Source organism: Brevibacterium daeguense, from assembly GCF_021729135.1.
GTDB classification, from domain to species: Bacteria; Actinomycetota; Actinomycetes; order Actinomycetales; family Brevibacteriaceae; genus Brevibacterium; species Brevibacterium daeguense.
The window spans coordinates 19,821-41,925 of the sequence record NZ_JAJTWW010000011.1; the positions used below are offsets into that span (position 1 = coordinate 19,821).

Below are 22,105 nucleotides of genomic sequence, written 5' to 3' on the forward strand. Positions count from 1 at the left end.
CGAGCGGGCGGTGGTCAAGGCTGCCGGCAACGACCTCGTGGTTTGCCTGTTAGCTGCCGACGCTCATCCCGGAGGAAGGGCGATTCTCCCGCGTCGACCTGGAGCTGTGAGAGCTGACCACCTGCTTGTGTATCATGCGTTGGTCGATGCAGTTTTCGAGGTGACGACCAGGGGAGTGGCCGAATTCTCGATGATGACCCACCCTGCGGCAGGACGCTCCGGGAGCTGAACATCGGCCAGTTGTGGCGACCTTCGACCTCCGACCGGGGCGGGTGCCCCGGGCCTTCCGAGTGTGTGATCTCGATGGCGGGCTTACGTGTCGAAGTCGATTTCGACGCGGAATACATCAACGCGCAGCCACGAGACTGTGAGCTCCACCGGCTGGTGGTCCCGTGCGGCGGCGTCTGTCCGCGAGCGGATCGAGATGACTGGTGGCCGGCCGCTCAGCCCGAGGTGTTCGGCGACTGCGGGCGGCGCGGGATCGATTGAGACGCCGAACCATCCGCGAACCGGTTGGAGCGCATAGTGATCAGCCAGGGTGTCGTACAGTGAAGCGGACGGATCGAGGACCTGGGGCAGGTCCGGCACCAGCTGTGTGGCGAAGAAGGACTCGGCGAAGCCGACCAGCTCATTGTCGATGTACCGGTCGCGCGAGAGCGCAAGCACCTGCCGCCTCGGTCCCATCCTCATCCGCCGCCGCACCTCGGGCGACGGAGTCTCAAGCCGCCATCCTGTTGTTCGGAGATCGGGGGTGAGCCCGGCATCGCGGACGGCTCGACTCCACGACGGCGGATGATGGCGGCTGATCGTATAGTCGACCCGGCGGGAGACATAGGTTCCGCTGCCCTGCCGCCGGCGAACGAGGTAGCGCCTCTCCAGCTCGGCCAGCGCCGCTCGCGCGGTGAGCCGGCTGACGCCGAGCTGACCGGCGAGCTCATCTTCCGATGGAAGCCGAGTCCCGACCGGCTGGTCCGCGATCTGCTCAGCGAGTGTGTCCGCCGCGGACAGGTACAACGGGACCCGAGCGGCGGACTTCTTCGACGTGACGTTGCTGCTGATGGGACTGATCATACTGCAGGCGTCGGAACTGCGGACCCCGTGCGAGGGGGACGATTCACGGCTCCGTCGGGCACCTCGCGGGCAAGCACCTGCAGGATGGCCCTGGCAGCGTGCTCCTCGATCTGAATCCGAGCTGACGCCACAGCTGACCCGAGGTGCGGCGTGAGGAGAGTCCGGTCCGGCATCGCGACGAGATCCTCGGGGACCCCGGCAGGTCGGTCCGACCGCGAGAGGTCCTCGAACTCGAACACGTCGGCGGCGAATCCGCCGAGATGCCCGCAGCGGAGCAGCTCGGCCACGGCGGACTCGTCCACCACCGAACCGCGGCCGACGTTCACGAGCAGCGACCCCGGCCGCATCGATTCCAGTCGGCGGCGGTCGAGCAGGTGAAGGGTGTGCGCGTTCAGTGGAGCGCAGACCACGACGGAGTCACTGCGCTCCAGCAGCTCCGATAGCTCCACGCGCTCCATCTCCGGCCCCTCCTCGCCGGCGGAGGACACCGGTGCAGGGTCGCTGCAGAGTATGGTCGCCTCGAAGCCCCTGAGCAGCCGAGCCACGGCCCGGCCCAGGCGTCCCGCGCCCACGAGGCCGATCGTCGACCCCACGAGGGTCGTTCCGTAGAGCGTCGGCCGCCATCCCGCTCGTCCCGCTCGCACCGATCGGTCTCCCGCGGGGATGTTCCGTGCAAGTCCAATGAGCAGTCCGGCCGCGAGTTCGGCGGTGGGCTCGGTGAGAAGGTCCTCGACCCGCGTGACCCAGATTCCGCGTTCCGTGCATGCGTCGACGTCGATGTTGTCGTGTCCCTTGAGGGCGCCGGCGACCACTTGCAGGCGCGGGCATTCGTCGAGGAACTCTGCGGTGATCCGGTCAGGCATGAAGGCCATGAGGCCGTCGGCTCCCGCAGCTCTGCGTCGCAGCTCGGATGGAGGGAGGCTTTCGTCGCTCTGGTTCGCGATCACCTCGCAGCTGGTGCTGAGCATATCGAGTATCGGGCGATGCACGCGGTGTGTGAGGACCACGACAGGGCGACGGCCCATGTCCGCAGGCGGCACGTCAGTCGCGAGCCGGTCCATTGATGGTGCATCCATCGGGTGTGTGTCTGTCATTGGAACCTCTTTCGCAGCGCTCCGCCGAGGGCGTCGACCAGGGTGACTGTTGCAAGGATGACGAGCAGGATCGCGGCGACCTCGTCGTATTGGAGGGTGCGGAGGGCGGCGATGAGCTCGAAGCCGATGCCGCCTGCGCCGACGACGCCCACGACCACCGAGGCTCGGAAGTTGAGCTCCCAGCGGTAGACCGTAGTGTCGGCCAGCTGCGGCAGCACCTGCGGCAGGATGCCGTGCAGGATCACCTGGGCGGGGCCGGCTCCGGTTGCGCGAGCCGCCTCTACTGGGGCCTGATCGGCGTGTTCTATCGCCTCGGCGAAGAACTTGCCGACCATGCCGGCGGAGTGGATCCCCAGCGCCAGCGCGCCGGGCAGCGCCCCGAAACCGACTGCCGCGACGAAGACGATAGCCATGATCAGCTCCGGCACCGAGCGCAGCACGTTGAGGATCAGCCGGGCGACCCAGTAGACAGCCGGGTGCGGCGAGGTATTGCGCGCGCCGAGCAGCGCGAGCGGAACGGAGAGCAGCACCGCCAGCGCGGTGGCCGCGATGCTCATGGTCATCGAGTCCCACAGCGGTCCCCACCAGTTGTTGAGGTTGCTGAAGTCCGGCACCCACATCTCGCTCAGCAGATCGGCGATATCTGCCAGGCCGGTAATCATGCGCGTGCCGTCGAGCAGTCCCACGACCCACGCGCTCACCAGCACGACGACGAGGACCAGACCGGTGGAGGCAGCCGAGCGCTGCCAGCCGGACCGTGCCCGCTTGGATACCTGCAGGAACTCCTGCTCGCGCGGGTCGTCGAGCGGTCCGTCAGCCAAGCGGATGTCTGCTGTGCTGGTGCTCACTGGTAGTCCTCCAGGTCGATGTCGAGCAGCGGCGCGAGTTCGCGCACGGCGTCGTAGTCGGAGTCGGTGACCTCTTCGAATCCGGCGGCGTCGAACGCTTCGAGCACGGCGGGATCGTCGAGCTCCAGGAATGTCGTCCGCAGATTCTCCTTGAGGTCTTCGGAGAGGTTCGACTGCATGGTCCACGGATAGTTGGCGTACGGTTCGGATTCCTGGACCTTGACGACCGTCTCGGAGTCGATGAGGCCCTCCTCGGCCATGCGCTCGTAGATGGGCAGGCTCATGCCCCCTGCATCCGCGTTGCCGTTCTGGACCGCTAGGGCCACCGAGTCATGAGAGCCGACGTGCTGTTCTTCGTAGTCGCCGTGGTCCACTCGCAGGTCCGCCTCCTCGGCGAGCATCGCCTTGGGAATGAGATGACTGGACGTGCTCGCCTGGTCTCCCCACGCGACGGTCTTGCCAGCGACGTCCCCGAGAGTCTCGATCCCGGAATCGGCGTTCGCGATGAACACCGACTGGTAGGTGGGATCCTCGCCCTCGACTTCCTGCAGGGCGGCGAAGGGCTCGATGTCGGCCTTCTCCTGGGCGAGGACGTACGACAACGGACCGAAATAACCGAGTTCGAGGCGGCCATGGGCCATCGCCTCGATCATCGAGGAGTAGTCGGTCGTCACCACGAGCTCGACCTCCAGCCCCAGTTGCTCTTCCAGGTGCTCTTTGAGGGGTTCGTTGTTCTTGATGACCTCGGAGGCGTTCTCATCGGGCAGCAGCGCAACTCGAAGGGTCTCTGGGGCGGCGGCGGCATCCGAACTGGCACCGCAGCCGGAGAGGAGAAGGGCAGAGGCGGTCAGTGCTGCCGTCACGGCAGCGGTGAGGCGGGGGCGTCCGAGCATTTGCTTTTCACTCCTATTGTGTCGATCGAAGGTGATCGTGATGGGATTCTTTTCGGTTGCAGGGTGGCTGGTGGGCGGTGTCAGAGGCGTTCGGCAGCGACGCGGTCTTCTGCGAGCTCGGACTGGTCGGAAATCTGCGATTCGTCCTGGGTGCCCTCGTAGATCACACGGAGGTCGTCCTCGGTGACGTCGGCGGCGGGACCGTCGTAGACGATCTGTCCGTGCGCGAGGCCGACGATGCGGTCGGCATGCGCGAGCGCGAGATCAACCTGATGGAGGCTCGCGACAAGAGTGATTCCGCTCTCCTGGCAGACGCGGCGCAGCAGCTCCATGACACGGCGGGCAGTGGCGGGATCGAGGCTTGCGACGGGTTCATCGGCAAGGATCAAATCTGGCTGCTGGGCAAGTGCGCGGGCGATCCCCACGCGCTGCTGCATCCCGCCGCTGAGGTTGTCGACCCTGGTAAGAGCCTTGTCCAGCAGACCGACACGGTCGAGTGCCTCGAGGGCGATGCGCTCGTCGGCGCGGCCGAACGGCAGGAGGCTGCGCCAGAAGCCGTGATAACCGACCCGGCCGAGCAGCACATTGCGCAGTGCCGTGTAGCGCGGGATGAGCTGGTGGTGCTGGAACACCATGCCGGTGCGCCGGCGATGTCGTCGCAGGTCGCGGCGCGATTCGAGCGATGACACGCCGCTCGCTCGCACTGCTCCCGTGCTCGGCTTCACGAGCAGATTCATGCACCGCAGCAGCGTGGACTTCCCGGCTCCCGACGGGCCGAGGAGTACGGTGACTCTCCCGGCCTCAATCGAGAGGTCCGTGGGTGCCAAAGCCTGCACGCCGCCCTTGTAGGTCTTACTGACGTCGACGAGTTCGATCATGTGAAGTCCTCTATACGACTACCGATTTCGTCTGCAAAGGTATAGAGGAATTACGAACGTCGTGAGGGGCGCCGGGCAACGGCTCGTGAACCGAGGGCGAACAGCGCATTCTGGTGAGCTTCCGTTGACGACGCGTCCATCAGAGGGGCAAGACCGGATGGAAGGCTGGCTGTCTATGCCATCCTTCACCTCCGACCCAGTCTCCGATCTGGTGATCGGCCACGCGGTCGCTGTGCTGCCCGGCGGGGTGTCGCTCTCGATCCCTCGTTCGCCGTCGCGTCCGCGGGTGCGCGGCTTCGTGCGGCAGGCATCACCACCGCGTTCCACGGGGTGGCATTCCAGGAACGGTCGATCGTGGGAAGGCCGATCGATTCGCCCGCAGCGTCCGAGCTCTCGGGAGCACTTCGTCGCACCGACGACACTCAGGTTGATCATCAGGTTCGCGCCGTTGATCTGACGAAGACCGGGATCATCGATTACGAGATGGGCGGTGTCGTCGATTGCATCGAGCATCGAGGCGGGCAGGTGACAGGCGCAGTCGCTCAGATCCCGCTCGAGAAAGCGACGTGCTCAGCGACCTACTTCCGGACGCGGCGGTAGAGGGACTCCTGTGCGACGGAGGCGACCAGAGTCCCGTCCAGGGCGGTCATGTCGCCACCGTAGAGGCCTCTGCCGCGGGCGGCGGAGCGCGGTGCGAAGTCGGTGAGCACCCAGTCATTCATGTCGACCGGGCGATGGAACCAGATCGCGTGGTCCAAGCTCGACATCGACTTGTACTCGTCCGTGTTGTACGAGCCCAGACCGCTGCCGATGTCGGACAGATAGGTCAGCGCGCAGGTGTGCATGAGCTGCGAGTCGCCCAGCTCCTCGGTGCATCGCGCCCAGAAGCGCATCGGGTAGTCAGGCGCTGGCCGGACCTGATCGGTGCTGCGTCCCTCGAATGCGAACATGCGAGGAATGATCGTCGGTGCGCCCAGCCGGACGGCCGACTGCTGCGCCGCGGTCGGTTCGTGCAGATCCGGGCTCTCCTCGCCGATGGTGAAGGACGCCGACATGTTGAAGATCACCTGCCCGCCCTGCAGGGCGACCACCCGGCGTGCGGAGTAGGACCGGCCGTCGCGGTCCCGGAACACCTGGAACACCGTGGGCCGCGAGGCATTGCCGGGTCGAAGGAAGTAGCCGTGCAGCGAATGCGGTGCGCGGTCCTCGTCGACGGTGAGCGCTGCCGCGAGCAGAGACTGCGCCGCCACCTGTCCACCGTAGAGCGCGTAGGGCTCTTCGAACACGTATCCGGCGCGGTAGATGTTGGTGTCGATCTCCTCGAGTTCCATCATCTCCAGGAACGAGCCCTCCAGAGGCTCGGCGTTGCTGAACAGCACATCGCCCATGGCGCTTCCTTTCCCAGACACTGGAATCGAATCCTTCGCAAACACTGAACCGGCGGGCACTGCACCGGCAAACACTGAACCGGCGGACACTCAACCGGCAAACACTGAACCGATAGTAGACGGGGGATCGCCGGTGCCTGCGGGCGGTCCCGCCGTTCGCAGGCACCGGCCGGTGAGCACCCGCACCATATGACACCCATTCCAGCCCTGGTAGGGTATTCGCCAGTGACATGGGGTGCTCGGCACCCGATCGCCGCGGCATGAACATCGGAACAGCCGCAGCGAGAGGACGCCGGGCTGAGATCACACCCATCGAACCTGATCTGGTTAAATCTAGCGAAGGGATTGTCATGGCGACTCCAGATATCGTCAAGGCCCGCAACCGCGTGCGTTCGAGCCAACCGCTCATCCAGTGCATCACCAATACAGTCGTGCAGCAGTACACCGCGAACGTGCTGCTCGCCGTCGGCGCCTCGCCGGCGATGCTCGACCACGAGGCGGACGCCGCGCAGTTCGCCGCGGTGGCCTCCGGCGTGATCATCAACTTCGGCACCGCCTCCTCCCAGCAGTTCCTGGCAGCCGATGCCGCCATCGAGGTGGCCGTCAGCGCCGGCACTCCGTGGGTCCTCGACCCGGTCAGCGTGGGCGGGGTCGACTACCGCACGAGTCGTATCCGGGCCGCCGCCCGCAGGAACCCCACCGCGGTGCGCGGCAATGCCTCGGAGATCGCCGCTCTTGCCGGTATGGGCCTGGGCGGCAGGGGAGTCGACGCCACCGATTCGGTCGACGATGTCATCGGAGCCGCGGCGGCCCTCTCCTCCGCCACCGGTGCAGTGGTCGCCGTGTCCGGAGAGGTGGACGCGATCGTGCTCGCCGGCCCCGACGGCCGTTCCGCCCAGGTGGTGCGCGTCGGCGGCGGACACCCGCTGATGCCGCTGGTGATCGGCAACGGCTGCTCCCTGGCCGCGGTCACCAGCGCCTATCTCGCCGCCGCGAAGTCCGCGGGGCTGCCCATCACCGGGGCGTCCGCACTCGAAGCAGTCGTCGCGGCCCACGTCCACTTCGCCGCAGCCGGGCACACGGCGGCGCAGACCGCGCAGGCGCCCGGCAGCTTCGCGGTCGCCTTCATGGATGCGCTGTACACCGTCGGCGACGCCGAACTGGAAGCCGTGGACCTGCGCTTCGAACCGACCGAGGTGCCGGCATGACTGACACGGTCCACGGCACCGGTTCCCAGCACCCCACCGATCGCCTCGCCGGCCTCGACACCGCGCTCTACCTCGTCACCGACACCGCGCAGTGCGCATCCGCCGGACGCAGCGTCGCGCAGACCGTCGCCGAGGCGGTCGCCGGGGGAGTGGGCATCGTCCAGGTGCGCGACAAGACGGCCACGGACGCCGCCTTCCGCCGCCTCACCGAAGAGGTGCTCGAGGCAGTCGAGCGGACCCGGCAGCGGGAGGGCATCACCCGCCCGATCCCGGTATTCCTCAACGACCGCGTCGAGATCGCCCGCGATCTCCTCGCCGAGGGCACCCAGGTGCACGTCCACGTCGGCCAGACCGACACACCTGTGACCAAGGTGCGCGAACTGCTCGGCCCGGAACCGCTCATCGGACTGTCGGCAGCCGAGGACGAGGAGTTCGCCGCGGCCCGCGCCTCGGGAGTCGTCGACCTGCTGGGAGTCGGCCCCGCCTATGAGACCGCGACCAAGGCCGACGCGCCCGCCGGCCTGGGACCGCAGCGCCTGGCCGAACTCGTCGCGCGCGCCGGACTGCCGTGCGTGGGCATCGGCGGGATCACCGCCGACCGTGCCGCCGAACTGCGCGGCACCGGGATCATCGGGATCTGCGTGGTGTCCGCCATCTGCGCCGCGCCGGACCCGCGAGCGGCGGCTCGCGCCCTGAGGACGGCATTCCTGCATGGCCTGCCGGCCGCCGACGAATCGGGGGAGGACTGATGCGCCCGCCCATCGCGCTGTCCATCGCCGGCACGGACCCCTCCGGGGGTGCGGGAATCCAGGCTGACCTCAAGACCTTCACCGCGCTCGGGGTCTATGGCACCACCGTCATCACCGCGCTGGTCGCGCAGAACACCCACGGCGTGAGCCGGGTGTACGGCATCGACGACGACTTCGTCGCCGACCAGCTCGCCTCGGTCGCCGACGACATGCCGATCGACGCGACCAAGACCGGGATGCTCGGCACCCGCAGCCTCGTCGAACTCGTCAGCCGGCAGGCCCGCGAACGCGACCTCGGATACCTCGTCGTCGACCCGGTGATGGTCGCCACCTCCGGCCACCGCCTGCTCGATGAGGATGCCGTCGACGCCGTGCGCACGCTGCTCGTGCCGCAGGCGGATCTCATCACCCCCAATCTGCCGGAAGCGGCGCTGCTGCTCGGCGACGACGTGCCGGAGGCCACGAACCCCGAGCAGATGAGGCTGCAGGCGACGGAGCTCATCGGGCGCGGCGCCTCGGCGGTTCTGCTCAAGGGCGGACACCTCGACTCCGGAGAGCTCGTCGATGTGCTGGCCGTCCGCCGCGAGACCAGCACGGGCACCGGCGTCGACATCACCGAGGTCGCCCACCCCCGCCTGGACACCCGCCACACCCACGGCACCGGCTGCACGCTCGCGGCGGCCATCACCGCGCACATGGCCGCCGCCCGTCACGCCGCACCTGAGGCGCCCGCCGAGTCCCATGTCGTGTCCGCTGTCGAGAACTCGCTCGCGTATCTCAACCGGGCGATCACCTCTGCGGCCGAGTGGACCATCGCGCTGCAGCCCGAGGGCGCCCACGGCCCGGTCGACCACCTCGTCGATCTGCGCGCGGCCCACCTCTGAGCCCACCCCCGGAATTCAGCACACCTGTGAGAACAGCCGTGGTCCGGTCCCCGGAGGGCGTGTCAGGGCCCTGCGATACCCTGGTGGGGTGAGCATCGAAATCGAAATCGGCAGAGGCAAGCGCGGCCGCAGGTCCTATTCGCTGGACGACATCGCGATCGTTCCGTCCCGCCGCACGCGTGACCCGGAAGACGTCTCCCTCGACTGGCAGATCGACGCCTTCCGCTTCGATGTTCCCTTCCTCGGCGCTCCGATGGACTCGGTGACCTCCCCGGCCACCGCGATCGCGATGGGCAAGCTCGGCGGCCTGGGTGTGCTCGACCTGGAAGGTCTGTGGACCCGCTACGAGGACCCGCAGCCGTACCTCGACGAGATCTCCCGGCTGTCGACGGAGCAGGCGACTGCCCGGATGCGGCAGATCTACGCGGAGCCCGTCAAGGCCGAGCTCATCACCGCCCGGATCAACGAGATCCGGGACGCCGGCGTCACCGTCGCAGGCGCGCTCTCCCCGCAGCGGACCCAGGAGTTCTGGCGCACGGTGGTGGACGCCGGCGTCGACCTCTTCGTGATCCGGGGCACCACAGTGTCGGCGGAGCATGTGTCCTCCACGCGGGAGCCGCTCAACCTCAAGCAGTTCATCTACGAGCTCGATGTGCCGGTCATCGTCGGCGGAGCCTCGACCTACACCGCGTCGCTGCACCTCATGCGCACTGGCGCTGCCGGCGTGCTGGTCGGCTTCGGCGGCGGCGCCGCGATGACCACCCGCCGGACGCTGGGCATCCACGCCCCGATGGCCACGGCGATCGCGGACGTCCACGCGGCGCGCCGTGACTACATGGATGAGTCCGGGGGCCGCTACGTCCACGTCATCGCCGACGGCGGACTGGGTCTGTCCGGGGACATCATCAAGGCGTTCGCGATGGGTGCCGACGCCGTCATGCTCGCATCCGCCCTCGCCCGCGCCGCGGAAGCACCCGGCCGCGGCTTCCACTGGGGACCGGAAGCCCACCACACGGAGCTGCCGCGCGGGCGCCGCGTCGACATCGGCACGGTGGCGCCGCTGGAGCAGCTGCTGTTCGGCCCCGGCCACACCGCGATCGGCGAGGTCAACCTGGCCGGTGCGCTGCGCCGGGCGATGGCCACGACCGGCTACCTGGACCTCAAGGAGTTCCAGCGCGTCGAGGTGGTCGTGTCGCCGTACCAGGCTCAGATGGAGATCTGAAACTTGCTCTATACACCACCGCTGCCGCCGGCGGACGCACCGCAGGGAAGCCCCTGACATGCTGCGACTGGCACTGACCCCGCGCTGGCTGGGATTCCTCGCTCTGGTCCTGCTGCTGGCCACCGCCTTCGTCGGGCTGTCGGCCTGGCAGGTCGACCGTGCCCAGCACAAGAACGATGTGCTGTCGGGCCGCGAAGTCGACGTGGTGCAGGACTTCAACACCGTGCTGGAGGCGCAGGTCCCCACCCCGTCCTACCTGCTCGACCAGCGCGTCGAGCTCACCGGCCACTACCTGCCGGACGCGCAGGTCGTCGTCCCGGCCCGCTACCTCGACGGCGAAGAGGGCTTCTGGGTGGTGACGATGTTCGTGCCGGACGGCGCGGAGTACGGCGCTGACGCGACGTTCGCCGGGGAGCCCCGGGAGCCGATCGCCGTTCCCGTGGTCCGCGGTTGGACAGCCGACGAGAACCACGCCATGAGCTCGCAGCCCGCGGAGGGTGAGGCCACGATCGTCGGGCGCATCGGCCCGGTCGAAGGCCCGGAGAACACCTCCGGGCTGCCTGCCGGCCAGGTGCGGACGGTGTCGACCTCGCAGCTGGTCAATTACTTCGACGTCCACTCCTACTCCGCCATCGTCTTCCCCGAGAGCGACACCGGACCGGGCGCCTCGGCCGGAACCGACGGCCTGACGCGAGTGGAACTCGACAAGCAGGAGTCGGGCGGCTTCGACTGGCAGTCCGCCGCCTATGCGATCGAGTGGCTGATCTTCGCCGCCTTCGCCATCTACATCTGGTGGCGCCTGCTGCGTGATGAGCACCTCCGCGCACAAGCCGCGCAGCAGCCCGCCGGTGCGACGGAATACGTGGTGGTCAAAGCGGCGGGGGAGACCGAGCTGCACACACCCGAGGAGGCGAGCTCGCGACCGGATTCCGGAGCAGCGAGCCGGCCCGCTGGATTGACGACGAAGGACATGAACAGTGAGCACTGATCCGCAAGACGCACGTCCGGACTTCGACGAGAACGACGTCTGGTCGGTCAAGAGATTCACCTCGGCCCGCAGTGCGCTGAAGTTCTACCGGGTGATGGCGATCATCACCGGCACGATGCTGCTGATCCTGACCGTGGAGATGATCTACAAGTACCTCATCGCCCCGGACGCGTCCACGGCGCTGGTGTTCGGCAACTTCAACCTCGCCGCGGCGATCGCGATCAGCCACGGCTGGTGCTACGTCGTCTACCTCATCTCCTGCTTCTGGCTCAATCAGCAGATGCGCTGGAGCCTGCAGCGGATGCTGATCCTGGCGCTGGCCGGAGTGGTTCCCGTGATGTCCTTCATCCTCGAGCGCCGCGTCCACCGCCAGGCAGAGCAGGAGCTCGAGGACGCCGTGGTGGTGGCGCCTCGCACCATCACCTGACCGGCCCGGACGCCGGAGACAGCCCGACCGGATCAACCGAACCGAACACCCGAGGACCCGCACGAACACCCGAGGATCCGCACATAGGATGACAGCCATGAATCAGACTCCCGCGAGCCCCGGTCCTGCAGGCGCAGGCACGGCAGCTCCCGCCCCGCGCGCCCCCGAACCGAGGAGCGCGCCTGCCGGTGCCCCGGCAGCCGGCACCGACGTGCCACCCGTCCTCGTCGTCGACTTCGGCGCCCAGTACGCGCAGCTCATCGCCCGCCGCGTGCGCGAGGCCGGGCTGTACTCCGAGGTCATCCCGCACACCGCCCGCGCCGAGGAGTTCGCGGCCCGCAACCCGGTGGCCATCGTGCTCTCCGGCGGTCCGTCCTCCGTCAACGAGGAGGGGGCGCCCGCGCTCGACACCGGCGTGTTCGATCTCGACGTACCGATCTTCGGCATCTGCTACGGCTTCCAGATCATGGCCACCTCGCTCGGCGGCACGGTCGCCAGGACCGACAAGCGCGAGTACGGCTCAACTCCCGTGACCGTGCAGCAGGCCGGTTCGCTCCTGGCCGACCAGCCTGCGGAGCAGACCGTCTGGATGTCCCACGGGGACTCCGTGGCACAGGCTCCCGAGGGCTTCACGGTGCTCGCCGGCACGCCCGACACCCCGATCGCCGCCTTCGAGAACACCGAGCGGCGCTGCGCCGGGGTCCAGTGGCATCCCGAGGTGCTCCACAGCGAGCACGGTCAGCAGGTGCTGGAGAACTTCCTCTACGGCATCGCCGGGCTCAAGTCCGACTGGAGCCCTGAGTCCGTCATCGCCGAGCAGGTCGCGCGGATCCGCGAACAGGTCGGCGACAAGCAGGTCATCTGCGGGCTGTCCGGCGGAGTCGACTCCGCTGTCGCCGCTGCCCTCGTCCACGAGGCCGTCGGCGACCAGCTCACCTGCGTGTTCGTCGACCACGGCCTGCTGCGGCAGGACGAGCGCAAGCAGGTCGAGCAGGACTACGTGCAGTCGACGGGAGTCCGACTGGTCACCATCGACGCCGTCGACACCTTCCTCGGCGCCCTGGCCGGAGTCAGCGATCCGGAGACCAAGCGCAAGATCATCGGCCGCGAGTTCATCCGCGCCTTCGAGGGCGCTGGGGCGGACCTCGTCGCCGAGGCGGCTCATGGTTCCGGAGAGCCGATCGAGTTCCTCGTCCAGGGCACCCTGTACCCCGACGTGGTGGAATCCGGCGGGGGCTCGGGCACCGCGAACATCAAGAGCCACCACAACGTCGGCGGGCTGCCCGAGGATCTGACGTTCGAACTCGTCGAACCGCTGCGGACGCTGTTCAAGGACGAGGTGCGCGCGATCGGCCGGGAACTCGGACTTCCCGAGGTGATCGTCGCCCGCCAGCCGTTCCCCGGTCCCGGCCTGGCGATCCGCATCATCGGCGAAGTCACCGAGGAGCGCCTCGACATCCTCCGGCGGGCCGACGCCATCACCCGCGAGGAGCTCACCGCTGCCGGTCTGGACGACGAGATCTGGCAGTGCCCCGTTGTGCTGCTGGCAGACGTCCGGTCGGTGGGCGTGCAGGGCGACGGCCGCACCTACGGCCACCCGGTCGTGCTGCGCCCGGTGTCGAGCGAGGACGCGATGACCGCGGATTGGACGCGGGTGCCGTACGACACCCTGGCCAAGATCTCCAACCGCATCACCAACGAGGTCGACGAGATCAATCGGGTCGTCCTCGATGTCACCTCGAAGCCGCCGGGCACGATCGAGTGGGAGTGACACCGCCCGGCGAGGTGACGGCACGGCCGGGGGAAGCGAAATAGTGTCCTGAACACTGTTCAGGTATGCTGAGGCGGTATTGCCGCCCGACCCTGGAGAACCATCATGTCCGAATCCGTATCCACCGCTTCCTCGCCGGCACCTGCCGCTGCCGCGCGCAGCGCGTGGCGCGCCGTCGACCTCGCCCTCATCGCGGTGTTCGCCGCGCTCATCGCCGTGCTCGCGGCCATGCCCCCGATCCCCGTCGGCACGGTCGGCGTTCCCATCACACTGCAGACGCTCGGCATTGCGCTGTGCGGGATGGTGCTGGGACCGTGGCGCGGTCTCGCCGCCGCAGGCCTCTACGTCGTGCTCGGGCTCATCGGCCTGCCGATCTTCGCCGGTTTCAACGGCGGGCTCGGAGTGCTGGCCGGTCCGTCCGCCGGGTACCTGCTGTCCTTCCCGATCTTCGCCCTCGCCTGCGGATTCGTCGCCGCCTTCGCCGTGCGCCGGTTCGCCGGCGGCAGGCTGTGGCTCGTGCTGGCACTCGGCGGCCTGGCCGCCAGCTTCCTGACGAACCACCCCCTCGGCATCGTCGGCATGTCGATCAATGCCGACCTCACCCTGCAGCAGGCCCTGTTCGCCGATATGCCGTTCTGGCCCGGTGACATCGTCAAGAACATCGTGGCGGCCTTCCTCGCCGTGATGGTCCACCGCGCCTTCCCGCAGATCCTGCGCCGGCGCTGATCGAAAGCTGCTCCTCGATGTCCGACCGTGACCTCTCCGCTCCCGGCTCGACCGGGCCCGGCTCCGCCTCTCATCCCGCTTCCGCCATTGTGCTCGAACGCGTCTCAGTGAGTGTCGAGGAGATCGGTCCGGACAACCGGAGCACCGTCCGGCATCCCATCCTCACCGAGGTGTCGGGGGTCCTGAGCGAACCGGTGGTCAGCATCATCGGGGCCAACGGCTCCGGGAAGTCCACTCTGCTGCACCTGTGCAATGGGCTGGTGGCCCCCACCTCGGGACGGGTCACCGTGGACGGACTGGATACCGTGGGCGACGGATCGGCGGTGCGCCGCCGGGTGGGGTTCGTATTCACCGACCCGGCCGCGCAGCTCGTCATGCCGACCCCGCTCGAGGACGTCCAACTGTCCCTGCGCCGGAGTGTGCGCAACCGACGGGAGCGGCGGACGCGAGCGCTCGAGGTGCTGGCCGAACTCGGAGTGGAGGATCTGGCCGAACGCAGCGTCTACGAGCTCTCCGGCGGGCAGCGTCAGCTCGTCGCGCTGGCCGCGGTGCTCGCCGTCGACCCGGCGGTGCTGGTGCTGGACGAGCCGACCACCCTGCTCGACCTCGCCAACCGCGAGCTCCTGCGCGCGACGCTGCGCCGCCTCGTCGAGGAGAGGGGCGTGCGGATCATCATCTCCACCCATGACCTCGACGTCGCCGCCGACGCCGACCGGACTCTCCTCATCGAGGACGGCCGCCTGGCCGCCGACGGCACCCCCGCCGAGGTGATCGCCGAGTACACGGCCCGGGTCCTCGGCGCAGCGGGCGGGCAGTGATGGCCTGGCGCGAGGGGCAGCGATGAAGAAGCGCCAGCAGTTCCTCGGCCGCTACCTGCCCGGGAGCGGATGGCTGCATCGCCTGCCCACCGGGTGGAAGCTCATCGGAGTCGCGGTCCTCAGCCTGCTGGTGCTCGTGTTCCGCGATCCCCGCGTGAGCACGGTCCTCATCGCAGCAGTGCTGGCAATGGGACTCAGCGCCCGGCTGCCGATCCGCGAGATCCTCGCTCCGGTGCGCCGGATCTGGCTCATCGTCGTGATCATCATCGCGTTCCACGTCGTCATCACCGACGCGTGGACCGCCTACCGGATCGTGAGCACCCTGCTGGTGTGCGTGCTGGCTGCAGGTCTGCTCATGCTGACCTCCACCGTGGGTCAGCTGCTCGGCGTGTTCGAGAAGCTGGCAACCCCGATGCGGATCCTTGGCGTCCGGCCCGAGCGGGTCGGCCTCACCGCCGCTCTGATGGTGCGCAGCCTGCCGTTCATCGCCGACCTCTCCGGCATCGCCGCGGATTCCGCGCGGGCGAGGGGACTGGAGCGGAGCGTTCGGGCGCGGACCGTGCCGCTGGTGCTGGGAGCCGTGAAGTACGCCACCGACACCGGTCGCGCGCTCGACGCCCGCGGGCTGGGGGACTGACGTGGCGGAACGGACCGGGCCGGAGGTGCACGGCAGAGTCGTCAACGACGTCACCGGATGCGTGCACTACTCCAGCCCCGCGGACATCGTCGCCATTCGCTTCTGGTGCTGCGATCGCTTCTACCCGTGCCTGCACTGTCATCGGGAGGACTCAGATCACCCGATCGCTCCCTGGCCCGCCGAACAGCGGGGTGCCGAAGCCGTGCTGTGTGGAGTCTGCGGCCGCCTGCTGACGATCGACGAGTACCGGGACGCGCAGGAGTGCCCCGGGTGCGCATCGGCGTTCAACCCGGGCTGCTCCCTCCATTGGGACGTGTACTTCGGGTGAGCCCGGGGGTGGAGGCCGGTGCCGCTCAGCTCACCCGGTCCTGGGCCCAGCGCGGCGCGCCGGTGTAGGACCGGCCGATGACCTGCGGCGCGGGATTCTCGATCGCCGCGGCGTAGTGTCCGATGAGCTGTGAGCACACGCTCTTCCAGCTGCGGCCGAGCACCGTCGCCCGGGCCGTCGCTCCGAAGGTGAGCCGCTTCGATTCGTCGCCGGTGAGGTCGCGCACGTAGCTGCGCATCGACTCCAGGTCCCCGGGCTTGTAGAGCCAGCCGGTGTGGGACGAGCTCACCAGATCGAGCGGGCCGCCGCGCGCCGGCGCCACCACCGGCACCGCCGAGGCCATGGCCTCCTGGATCGTCTGGCAGAAGGTCTCCAGCTCCCCGGGAGACACCATGACGTCGAAGCTCGCGACCGCCTGCGCCAGGGCATCCCCGCCCAGGAAGCCGGTGAAGTGCGCATTCGGCAGCAGCTGCTGGAGACGGCGGCGCTGGGGTCCCTCGCCGACGATGACGAGCCTGGAGCCGGGCATGTCGTGGAGCACGGCGAGGTCCTCGACCTGCTTCTCCACGGCCAGCCGACCGACGAAGCCGATGATCTTCTCCCCGTGCGGGGCCACCCGTGCCCGCCACTCATCGGATCTGCGGGTGGGGTCGAAGCGGGTGGAGTCGACGCCGCGGGCCCAGAGACGGACGTCCTGGACTCCCTGGGCCGCCAGCTGGTCGATCGTGTAGCTCGACGGCGCCAGCGTCAGGGAGGCGTGCTGGTGGATGTTGCGGACGTGCGTCCACAGCATCGCCTCGATGCCGCGCATGCCGTAGCGGGCGGCATAGGCGGGGACTTCCGTCTGGTACACCGCGACGGACGGGATGCCGAGGTCCTGGCAGGCGAGCACGGCGCGCCACCCGAGGACGAACGGCGAGGCGAGGTGGACGACGTCGGGATCGAAGTCGGCCAGCAGGTTGCGGATCCGGGACACCCCGCCGGGGGCGACGCGGACTTTGCGGTACTTCGGCATTGCGAAGGACGGGACGCGGACGACGCGGGCGCCGGCGACCTCGCGGGGGGCATCGTGGCGGGAACCCGGTGAGATCACGAGCACCTCGTCCCCGCGCTCGGCCAGATGGTCGAGTACGCGGAGGAGGCTGTGGGTCACGCCGTTCATCTGGGGCAGGAAAGACTCAGCAACTATTGCTACTCTCACGCCTCCAGAATCACCCCCACGGGTGAAGGGGCGACCCGGCCGGTGGGAAATCCGGCTGAACCCGGGGTAAACTGTTGGCGGCCTGGCCTCGACCGAGCACGACAGCGTGCCGGTCGAGGCCACCTGTACGTCGGCGAGGCTGGAGGCAGTCTGCAGGACTGCCGTGATGCAACGGAGGAACCGGATTGGTGTGGCTGCTTGCGGTGATCGCGCTGGTGATCGCCCTGGTCGTCCTCGGGGGGCTGGTGACCCGCTTCAATCAGCTCAGTCTTGCTCGCGACCTCTGCGACGAGAACCGCAGGCAGGTCGATGCGGACATCGCCGACCGGCATCTGCTGCTTCCGGCCTTCCTCGAGCTGTGCGGCAAGCAGATCGGCATGACCTACGAGGTGCAGGCGCTCGGCGACGCCTTCACCGCGGCGCGGCAGGCCGACACGGCCGAGGAGATCGGGCGGGCGGAGGAGAACCTCACCGTCGCCGTCGAGGAGCTGGCGGAGACGATGCGCTGTCACCTGCAGCGGGATGCCGAGCGTGGGCAGAACCCGGACCCCGGGCAGGACACCGGCGTCACCGCGCGCTACCTCTACGTCCAGATCCGCGTGATCGAGGGGCGCATCGCCTCCGCGATCCGGTATTACAACCAGAACGTCGAACGGTACCTGGAGCGGCGCGCCCAGATCTTCTGCGTGCCCTTCCGCGCGGTCTTCGCCCGCTACGCGCCCGTGCCGTACTCCGATCTCGAATTCGATCCGGCCGTGTCATCCGAGCAGGCGCTCGAGACGCTCTCCGAGGACTACCGGCCCGGCCGCCTGAGCGAGGGCCCGTGACCCGGTTCCGGGTGGACCTCGGCTACCGCGGCACCGGATTCCACGGCTGGGCCGTCCAGCCTGGCCTGCGCACGGTGCAGGGCTGCCTCGAGTCCGCGCTGGAGACCGTGTGCGGCGAGCCGATCCGCACGATCGTCGCCGGCCGCACCGACTCCGGGGTCCATGCTCGGCGTCAGGTGGTGCACCTGGACCTGTCCGCCGAGGCGGTCGCCCGTCTCATCGGGCGCGCGGACCGGGAGCCCGGTGCCGCTCTGGTGAGCCGCCTCCGCGGGGCGCTGCGCCATCTCGGATGTCCCGACATCGTCATCCACTCCGCTCAGACCGTCTCCGCAGACTTCGATGCCCGGTTCTCCGCGATTTGGCGCGAGTACACCTACCGGGTGGCCGATGACGACACCTTCCTCGACCCCCTGGCCGTCGAGCGCACGACGATCCAGCGCGGCAGGCTCGACCACGACGCGATGGCGAAGGCGGCGGGTGAGCTGCTGGGCCTGCACGACTTCCTGCCGTTCTGCCGCCCGCGGCCGGAGGGCACGACGATCCGCACCCTGTTCGTCCTCGACGTCGACCGGGATGCCGACGCGGCGATCCTGCTCCGCCTGCGCGCCGATGCGTTCTGCCATCACATGGTCCGGGCCACGATCGGCGGTCTGGTCAAGGTCGGCGCCGGCTCGTGGCCCGTCTCCCGGCCCGCCGAGCTCATCGCGCTGGCCGAGGGAGGCGCCGCGGACGTCGGTCCCATGCACGTGATGCCCCCTCAGGGCCTGGTGCTGGAAGCGGTGGGATACCCGGATGCGGGGGAGTGGGCGCAGCGGGCGGAGCGGACCCGAGCGCGGCGCCTCGGCGTCGATGCCTGACCCGACAGTGTTCCATCCCACACTCCCGGCTGGGAGCTTCATGGGCAGTTCATGTGGATTTTCCCGATGGGAAATGGGTCCCCGCGAAGCTGAGGCGGACTCATCACTCGCCTCAGGAGACTTTCGAAAATGAAGAGAACCGCCCTTCGGTATGCGGTCGGAACAACCGCCGCTGCCGGGCTGATGCTGCCGCTGGGGCTCGCCCCCGCGCTGGCGGACGCGCCGGAAGGCACCCAGATCCAGCTGCTCGGCATCACCGACTTCCACGGCCGCCTCGCCGACAGCGGAGTCAACCTCGCCTCCGTCGTCGAGCGGGAGCGGGCCGAGAACTCGTCCATGGGCACCGCCCTGCTGTCGACCGGTGACAACATCGGCGCGTCGACCTACGAGTCCTCCTCGCAGGAGGACACCCCGACGCTGGAGTACCTCAACGCGCTCGGACTGGACGCCACCGCCACCGGGAACCACGAGTACGACCGCGGCTACGACGATCTCGTCGGCCGGGTGTCGGACACGGCGAACTTCCCGCACCTGGCCGCCAACGTCTACGAAGAGGGCACGTCCACCGTCGCCGCAGGCCTCGAGGAGTACACGATCCTCGACGTCGACGGCGTGCGCGTCGCAGTGATCGGCGTCGTCACCGAGGACACCGAATCCCTGGTGAGCCCGGACGGCATCGCGAGCATCGACTTCGGCGACCCGACCGAGGCGGTCAACCGAGTCGCCGCGGACCTCGAGGAGCTGCCCGAGGATGAGCGCCCGGACGCCACCGTCGTCCAGGCCCACCTCGGCCCCAGCGATGTCTCCTCACTGAGCGCCGCCGTCGACTCCAACGCCGAGTTCGGCACGCTCGTCACGGAGGCCGACGAGTCGATCGACGCGATGTTCTTCGGCCACTCCCACACCGGCTTCGCCTTCGAGGCCGAGGTGCCCGGCACCGACCGCACCCGCCCCGTCGTGCAGTCCGGCTACTACGGCGACCGCGTGGGCCAGGTGATCCTGAGCTCGGAGGGCGACGGCACCTGGACCACCGACGAGGCCACGACCCTCGACACCGAGGACGTCACCTACGACTCCCCGGTCGTCGCCGAGGCCGAGCGCATCATCGACGAGGCGGTCGCCGCCTCGCAGGAGATCGGCTCCGAGGTCGCCGGTGAGATCACCGAGGACATCACCCGCGCCTTCAACGAGGACGGGTCCGAGAACCGCGGCGGCGAGTCCACCCTGGGCAACCTGGTGGCCGACGCGCTCAAGGAGGGTGCGGGCTACACGCAGCTCGGCGAGGCCGACTTCGGCATCACCAACCCGGGCGGCCTGCGCACCGACCTGCTGGTCGACGGGCAGTTCGGCGACGAAGCCCCCGGCGAGGTCACGATCGGCGAGCTCAACCAGGTGCTGCCGTTCGCCAACGACCACGGCGTCGTCACGATGCTGGGCTCGGACGTCATCGGCCTGTTCGAGGAGCAGTGGCAGCCCGCAGGCGCCTCGCGCCCCTTCCTCCACCTCGGTATCTCCGAGGAGCTCGAAGTGATCTACGACTCCGAGGCCGAGGCGGGCGAGCGAGTGCTGTCCGTCGAGGTCAACGGCGAGGAGATCGATCCGAACGCCGAGTACCGGGTGGCCACGCTGAGCTTCCTGGCCGCCGGTGGAGACAACTTCGCCTCCTTCGCCAACGGTGACTTCGAGCAGTCGGGCATGACCGACTTCGAGGTCTGGGAGCGCTACTTCAACGAGAACACCCCGGTCTCCCCGGACACCGACGAGCGGCAGGCCGACGCCGCCCTCGACATCGTGCTGGGCGGCACGACCGAGGCGACGATCTCGACCGAGGACGACAACTCGGGCGAGTTCACCTTCGAGACCACCAACGAGGACGAGATCACCGGGCCGTTCCTGCTGAGCCTGGACCTGCCCGAGGGTCTGTCCGCGGACTTCGGCGAGTACGCAGTCGACGGCGGCGCACGCATCGACAGCCTCCCGGCCGGCGGCGCGGCACTGCCGTTCACCGTGACCGGCGAGCCGGGTGAGTACACCTTCACCGCCTCGGTGGTCGCCGATCCGGATGCGGAATGGTGGGACGACAACCCGATGCCGCTCGTCCACGAGACCGAGGTGACCTTCACCATCGCCGAGGACCAGGACGCGACGCCCGGTGGTGACGACGACGGCCGCGGCGCGGACGACGACGATCAGGGCTCGGACGACGACAATCAGGGGTCGGACGACGGCCGCGGAGCGGATGACGGAACCGGAGCGGACGACGATCAGCGCGGCGATGACGATCAGGCCGCGGGCGGTTCGGACCGGGGCGGCGACCTGCCGCGGACCGGCTCCGAGATCACGGCTGCCCTCGGCGCGGCGCTCCTGCTGCTGGCAGCGGGCACGACCGCGGTGATCGCGGTGCGGCGGAAGACCGGCTCCTCCGTCTGAGCCGCACCGAGCCGAGCTGCGAACAGCCCTGAGCAGGACTCCACAGTGAGCTGAGAACGCAGCCGAGACCGGCCCCCGATGCAGATGCGTCGGGGGCCGGATTCATTCATCCGAGGGATGCCGGGGCGTGAGCATGGGGGCCGGTGAGAACGGTCGGAGTGTATTCCACCAGCTGCAGCCGCCCGTCGAATGTTCGGCTGTCGATCATCTCCAGCGCGAAGTCCTGATAGCCGTCGTAGATCCGATCCTGACCGGTGCTGCCGGTGATCACCGGGAAGATCACCAGCCGGAACCGGTCCACCAGGCCGGCGGCCATGAGCGAGCGGCAGAGGCTGACGCTGCCGAGGGTGCGCAGGGAGCGGGTGCCGGTGCGCTTCATCTCGGCGACCGCCGCCACTGCGTCACCGCTGACCAGCTCGGTGTTGGGCCAGGCCAGGGGAGTGGTGAGGGTCGATGAGCAGACGATCTTCGGCACCGCCGCGAGTCCGGACAGGCTCGCCTCCTCGTCGTCGGAGAACTCCGACTGACCGCCGGCCGCTGCGCCGGACATCTCCGACATCTGCCTGTATGTGTTCGCCCCCAGCAGAAGGGTGTACGCCCCTTCGGGCTGCTCCTCGAGCCACTTCAGGTATTCCGGGCCTTCCAGGCCCCACCAGCCCGGCCAGCCGTCTGCGGTGCCGTAGCCGTCGAGCGAGACGATGAAGTCCACCAGCAGCTCCGGTGACCTCGTCCTCGGTGAGTCGATCATCGGTCTTCCTCCTTCTCTTCGTTGAGCGGTGAATCTGCCACCGAGCAGAGGTTGCGCTGAGCCGAGTGCTCGATGCGTCGCCCACGTTAGCACTTGCAAAATGCAAGTCAAG

22 protein-coding genes and 1 riboswitch are annotated in these 22,105 nt (G+C 68.7%); of the genes, 14 read left to right on the forward strand and 8 right to left on the reverse strand.

Translation table 11 applies throughout. From position 1 onward, the window contains the following. Positions 1–312 precede the first annotated feature (312 nt). The 6 genes from LXN01_RS10540 to LXN01_RS10565 all read right to left on the reverse strand — a co-directional run bounded on the left by LXN01_RS10540 (position 313) and on the right by LXN01_RS10565 (position 6,172). Positions 313–1,071, reverse strand: a complete 759-nt coding sequence (locus tag LXN01_RS10540) for a GntR family transcriptional regulator (RefSeq protein WP_236864884.1) — start codon at positions 1,069–1,071, stop codon at positions 313–315. Beyond that, positions 1,068–2,165, reverse strand: coding sequence for a phosphonate dehydrogenase (locus LXN01_RS10545; protein ID WP_439098457.1), 1,098 nt, complete (start codon positions 2,163–2,165; stop codon positions 1,068–1,070). The genes LXN01_RS10540 and LXN01_RS10545 overlap by 4 nt, the downstream gene beginning before the upstream one ends. Continuing rightward, positions 2,162–3,013, reverse strand: a complete 852-nt coding sequence (gene phnE / locus LXN01_RS10550; protein ID WP_236864886.1) for a phosphonate ABC transporter, permease protein PhnE — start codon at positions 3,011–3,013, stop codon at positions 2,162–2,164. Before phnE ends, LXN01_RS10545 begins: the two co-directional genes overlap by 4 nt. Continuing rightward, a complete protein-coding gene (gene phnD / locus LXN01_RS10555; RefSeq protein WP_236864888.1) occupies positions 3,010–3,906 on the reverse strand; it encodes a phosphate/phosphite/phosphonate ABC transporter substrate-binding protein in 897 nt (298 codons plus the stop codon). The genes phnE and phnD overlap by 4 nt, the downstream gene beginning before the upstream one ends. An 80-nt stretch (positions 3,907–3,986) precedes the next feature. Continuing rightward, complete coding sequence (phnC, locus tag LXN01_RS10560) at positions 3,987–4,784, reverse strand: phosphonate ABC transporter ATP-binding protein (protein ID WP_236864890.1); 798 nt, start codon at positions 4,782–4,784, stop codon at positions 3,987–3,989. A gap of 578 nt (positions 4,785–5,362) precedes the next feature. Next, positions 5,363–6,172, reverse strand: coding sequence for an acyl-CoA thioesterase (locus tag LXN01_RS10565; protein WP_236864892.1), 810 nt, complete (start codon positions 6,170–6,172; stop codon positions 5,363–5,365). A gap of 221 nt (positions 6,173–6,393) precedes the next feature. After that, a riboswitch (TPP riboswitch) is annotated at positions 6,394–6,535 on the forward strand. On the opposite strand from LXN01_RS10565, the gene thiM reads away from it, so the two are divergent. The 11 genes from thiM (at position 6,523) to LXN01_RS10620 (ending at position 15,930) form a co-directional block, all read left to right on the forward strand. Further along, positions 6,523–7,380, forward strand: coding sequence for a hydroxyethylthiazole kinase (gene thiM, locus LXN01_RS10570; RefSeq protein ID WP_236864894.1), 858 nt, complete (start codon positions 6,523–6,525; stop codon positions 7,378–7,380). Its footprint overlaps the riboswitch before it by 13 nt. Continuing rightward, positions 7,377–8,129, forward strand: a complete 753-nt coding sequence (gene thiE, locus LXN01_RS10575; RefSeq protein ID WP_236864896.1) for a thiamine phosphate synthase — start codon at positions 7,377–7,379, stop codon at positions 8,127–8,129. The genes thiM and thiE overlap by 4 nt, the downstream gene beginning before the upstream one ends. Continuing rightward, positions 8,129–9,013 carry a bifunctional hydroxymethylpyrimidine kinase/phosphomethylpyrimidine kinase gene (gene thiD, locus LXN01_RS10580; protein WP_236864898.1) on the forward strand — a complete coding sequence of 295 codons (885 nt, stop codon included), beginning with the start codon at positions 8,129–8,131 and terminating at the stop codon, positions 9,011–9,013. Before thiE ends, thiD begins: the two co-directional genes overlap by 1 nt. Positions 9,014–9,101: 88 nt before the next feature. After that, entirely contained in the window at positions 9,102–10,235 is a 1,134-nt protein-coding gene (locus LXN01_RS10585) for a GuaB3 family IMP dehydrogenase-related protein (RefSeq protein ID WP_236864900.1), read from the forward strand. Between the two features lie 58 nt (positions 10,236–10,293). Further along, positions 10,294–11,223 (forward strand): SURF1 family protein, encoded by a 930-nt coding sequence (locus LXN01_RS10590; RefSeq protein WP_236864902.1) that lies wholly within the window; start codon positions 10,294–10,296, stop codon positions 11,221–11,223. Then, positions 11,213–11,650: a DUF3817 domain-containing protein gene (locus LXN01_RS10595; protein WP_236864903.1), complete on the forward strand. Its 438-nt coding sequence runs from the start codon at positions 11,213–11,215 to the stop codon at positions 11,648–11,650. The genes LXN01_RS10590 and LXN01_RS10595 overlap by 11 nt, the downstream gene beginning before the upstream one ends. A gap of 97 nt (positions 11,651–11,747) precedes the next feature. Next, on the forward strand, positions 11,748–13,421 hold the full coding sequence (gene guaA, locus LXN01_RS10600; RefSeq protein WP_236864905.1) for a glutamine-hydrolyzing GMP synthase: 1,674 nt from the start codon (positions 11,748–11,750) through the stop codon (positions 13,419–13,421). Between the two features lie 105 nt (positions 13,422–13,526). Continuing rightward, the gene (locus LXN01_RS10605) at positions 13,527–14,147 is read left to right on the forward strand and encodes a biotin transporter BioY (protein WP_236864908.1); all 621 of its coding nucleotides are present in this window, start codon (positions 13,527–13,529) and stop codon (positions 14,145–14,147) included. A 17-nt stretch (positions 14,148–14,164) separates the two neighbouring features. Continuing rightward, on the forward strand, positions 14,165–14,965 hold the full coding sequence (locus tag LXN01_RS10610; RefSeq protein ID WP_236864910.1) for an energy-coupling factor ABC transporter ATP-binding protein: 801 nt from the start codon (positions 14,165–14,167) through the stop codon (positions 14,963–14,965). A gap of 22 nt (positions 14,966–14,987) precedes the next feature. Next, positions 14,988–15,602 (forward strand): energy-coupling factor transporter transmembrane component T family protein, encoded by a 615-nt coding sequence (locus LXN01_RS10615; protein ID WP_236864912.1) that lies wholly within the window; start codon positions 14,988–14,990, stop codon positions 15,600–15,602. A gap of 1 nt (position 15,603) precedes the next feature. After that, positions 15,604–15,930 (forward strand): CHY zinc finger protein, encoded by a 327-nt coding sequence (locus LXN01_RS10620; RefSeq protein ID WP_236864914.1) that lies wholly within the window; start codon positions 15,604–15,606, stop codon positions 15,928–15,930. A gap of 25 nt (positions 15,931–15,955) precedes the next feature. Here the strand turns inward: LXN01_RS10620 and LXN01_RS10625 are convergent, their stop codons facing one another. After that, on the reverse strand, positions 15,956–17,131 hold the full coding sequence (locus LXN01_RS10625; RefSeq protein ID WP_236864917.1) for a glycosyltransferase family 4 protein: 1,176 nt from the start codon (positions 17,129–17,131) through the stop codon (positions 15,956–15,958). Positions 17,132–17,316: 185 nt separating this feature from the next. On the opposite strand from LXN01_RS10625, the gene LXN01_RS10630 reads away from it, so the two are divergent. The 3 genes from LXN01_RS10630 to LXN01_RS10640 all read left to right on the forward strand — a co-directional run bounded on the left by LXN01_RS10630 (position 17,317) and on the right by LXN01_RS10640 (position 21,245). After that, positions 17,317–17,958: a LemA family protein gene (locus tag LXN01_RS10630; protein WP_236864919.1), complete on the forward strand. Its 642-nt coding sequence runs from the start codon at positions 17,317–17,319 to the stop codon at positions 17,956–17,958. Then, positions 17,955–18,815, forward strand: a complete 861-nt coding sequence (gene truA / locus LXN01_RS10635) for a tRNA pseudouridine(38-40) synthase TruA (protein WP_236864921.1) — start codon at positions 17,955–17,957, stop codon at positions 18,813–18,815. Before LXN01_RS10630 ends, truA begins: the two co-directional genes overlap by 4 nt. A gap of 129 nt (positions 18,816–18,944) precedes the next feature. Beyond that, on the forward strand, positions 18,945–21,245 hold the full coding sequence (locus LXN01_RS10640; protein WP_236864922.1) for a bifunctional metallophosphatase/5'-nucleotidase: 2,301 nt from the start codon (positions 18,945–18,947) through the stop codon (positions 21,243–21,245). A 106-nt stretch (positions 21,246–21,351) separates the two neighbouring features. Here LXN01_RS10640 and LXN01_RS10645 read toward each other — a convergent pair whose 3' ends face one another. Beyond that, complete coding sequence (locus LXN01_RS10645; RefSeq protein ID WP_236864930.1) at positions 21,352–21,993, reverse strand: dihydrofolate reductase family protein; 642 nt, start codon at positions 21,991–21,993, stop codon at positions 21,352–21,354. Positions 21,994–22,105: the final 112 nt, after the last annotated feature.

What these genes read in the sequence shown, in the direction of transcription:
- LXN01_RS10540 (WP_236864884.1), bottom strand. Translation starts at nt 1,071, where the DNA reads ATGATCAGTCCCATCAGCAGCAACGTCACGTCGAAGAAGTCCGCCGCT.
- LXN01_RS10565 (WP_236864892.1), bottom strand. Translation starts at nt 6,172, where the DNA reads ATGGGCGATGTGCTGTTCAGCAACGCCGAGCCTCTGGAGGGCTCGTTC.
- LXN01_RS10640 (WP_236864922.1), top strand. Translation starts at nt 18,945, where the DNA reads ATGAAGAGAACCGCCCTTCGGTATGCGGTCGGAACAACCGCCGCTGCC.
- phnD (WP_236864888.1), bottom strand. Translation starts at nt 3,906, where the DNA reads ATGCTCGGACGCCCCCGCCTCACCGCTGCCGTGACGGCAGCACTGACC.
- phnC (WP_236864890.1), bottom strand. Translation starts at nt 4,784, where the DNA reads ATGATCGAACTCGTCGACGTCAGTAAGACCTACAAGGGCGGCGTGCAG.
- LXN01_RS10590 (WP_236864902.1), top strand. Translation starts at nt 10,294, where the DNA reads ATGCTGCGACTGGCACTGACCCCGCGCTGGCTGGGATTCCTCGCTCTG.
- LXN01_RS10610 (WP_236864910.1), top strand. Translation starts at nt 14,165, where the DNA reads ATGTCCGACCGTGACCTCTCCGCTCCCGGCTCGACCGGGCCCGGCTCC.
- thiE (WP_236864896.1), top strand. Translation starts at nt 7,377, where the DNA reads ATGACTGACACGGTCCACGGCACCGGTTCCCAGCACCCCACCGATCGC.
- guaA (WP_236864905.1), top strand. Translation starts at nt 11,748, where the DNA reads ATGAATCAGACTCCCGCGAGCCCCGGTCCTGCAGGCGCAGGCACGGCA.
- LXN01_RS10615 (WP_236864912.1), top strand. Translation starts at nt 14,988, where the DNA reads ATGAAGAAGCGCCAGCAGTTCCTCGGCCGCTACCTGCCCGGGAGCGGA.
- thiD (WP_236864898.1), top strand. Translation starts at nt 8,129, where the DNA reads ATGCGCCCGCCCATCGCGCTGTCCATCGCCGGCACGGACCCCTCCGGG.
- LXN01_RS10605 (WP_236864908.1), top strand. Translation starts at nt 13,527, where the DNA reads ATGTCCGAATCCGTATCCACCGCTTCCTCGCCGGCACCTGCCGCTGCC.
- LXN01_RS10545 (WP_439098457.1), bottom strand. Translation starts at nt 2,165, where the DNA reads ATGACAGACACACACCCGATGGATGCACCATCAATGGACCGGCTCGCG.
- thiM (WP_236864894.1), top strand. Translation starts at nt 6,523, where the DNA reads ATGGCGACTCCAGATATCGTCAAGGCCCGCAACCGCGTGCGTTCGAGC.
- LXN01_RS10645 (WP_236864930.1), bottom strand. Translation starts at nt 21,993, where the DNA reads ATGATCGACTCACCGAGGACGAGGTCACCGGAGCTGCTGGTGGACTTC.